At 52.7% G+C, this 1,335-nt stretch carries 1 protein-coding gene and 1 pseudogene; both read left to right on the top strand.

The window, feature by feature from the left end:
• Positions 1-356: pseudogene (locus tag JMF90_RS37380) on the top strand (FkbM family methyltransferase); the annotation flags it as partial.
• Positions 353-1,335: glycosyltransferase family 1 protein (locus JMF90_RS37385; RefSeq protein ID WP_201326369.1), on the top strand; the 983-nt coding region annotated here is incomplete at its 3' end. The pseudogene JMF90_RS37380 and the gene JMF90_RS37385, both read left to right, overlap by 4 nt.

Consider the following 1,335-nt stretch of genomic DNA (forward strand, 5'->3'; position numbering starts at 1 on the left):
CAATTTTGAAGCGGGAGCCAGACGAATACGGTGAGCGGCACTATCTGAGTCGAGTGCGTGCAGGAGTGAGCAAGGCGATTATTTTGTCGGATATCCAGAACTCGAAAGAGGCGCGGCGACATAATGTCAAGATCGAACATCTGAAGGGAGCAATCCTGGCGAACAAGTTATTCGGCGTTCCTCTATTCGGTAATCTCATTCAGGGCGTTTGTTTTTTCTTTAGCGTCAATCGTCATCTAAGGGATCTTCGTGCGCTCGAGAATCACTTGGTTAGAATGGGGGAGGAGATGCAGAAGAATTGCCAAGATCAGATGGAAGTGTCGGAAGAACCTCAAGCAACGAGTAACCGCAAATGAAGATATTGACGCTAAGCACATACCCGATTGGAACGCCGGCGCATGGCGGCCAGCATCGGGTGGCGAATATTGTCCGGGTATTGCGTGCTGCTGGACATCAGGTGCAATCCGCAGGCGTGCTGGGAAGCGATCAATACGCACCAGAAGAGTATTTCTGCGAGTATCCGGAGCATGAGCCGTTACGGAGATACATCCAGAATCCATTGTTGATGGAAGATTGGGCGATCGGTCGCCTTTATGCGGAGGATGACGATGCCTATCGATCACTCGCCAGCAAGATTGATCCAACTCCGGATTTGATCCTGGTCGAAAATCCCTGGTTGTTTGATTTCGCAAAGCGATTTGTAACAGAAAGAAAACTGAGTGAAACGGTGCTGATATACGGCTCCGAAAATATCGAAAATCAGTTGCGTTACGACATCGTAGCTCAGTATCTGTCGATCGAAGAAGCCCAGCGCGCGCGCGCCTTGATCAGTGAAACTGAACTCAAGGCCCTGCGTAATGCACATGGCGTGTGCGCGGTATCGCGGGAGGATCTCGAGTGGATGCAGTCGCGCACCAAGGCTAAGTGCATTCTTGCGCAGAACGGCGTCGCGCGTCGAACGGTGACAATTGATGGTCTCGAGCAAGCGAATCGAGTTGCCCAGCACAGGAAAATTGCAGTGCTCTGCGGCTCGGCGCATCCGCCTAACATTACGGGATTCTTCGATATGTTTGGCGGCGGCGTAGGATGCATTGCGCCCGACGAGTCGATCGTTCTGGTCGGTGGCGTTGGTGCTTCGATTGTGAGCGATGCCCGTTTTCATCGAGTGGCGGGATTGAATCGGGCAACCATTTCCGCTGGGGTCGTTTCGGAAGAGTGTCTCCAGGGGCTGCTGACAATCGCACATGCGATCATTCTGCCTATCACGCACGGCGGCGGTACCAATCTTAAGACGGCTGAAGCACTTTGGTCGGGCAAACATGTTGTCGCGACATC

Origin of the sequence: Burkholderia sp. E168m23 (assembly GCF_016586125.1) — a bacterium.
In the GTDB taxonomy this organism is placed as follows: domain Bacteria; phylum Pseudomonadota; class Gammaproteobacteria; order Burkholderiales; family Burkholderiaceae; genus Burkholderia; species Burkholderia orbicola.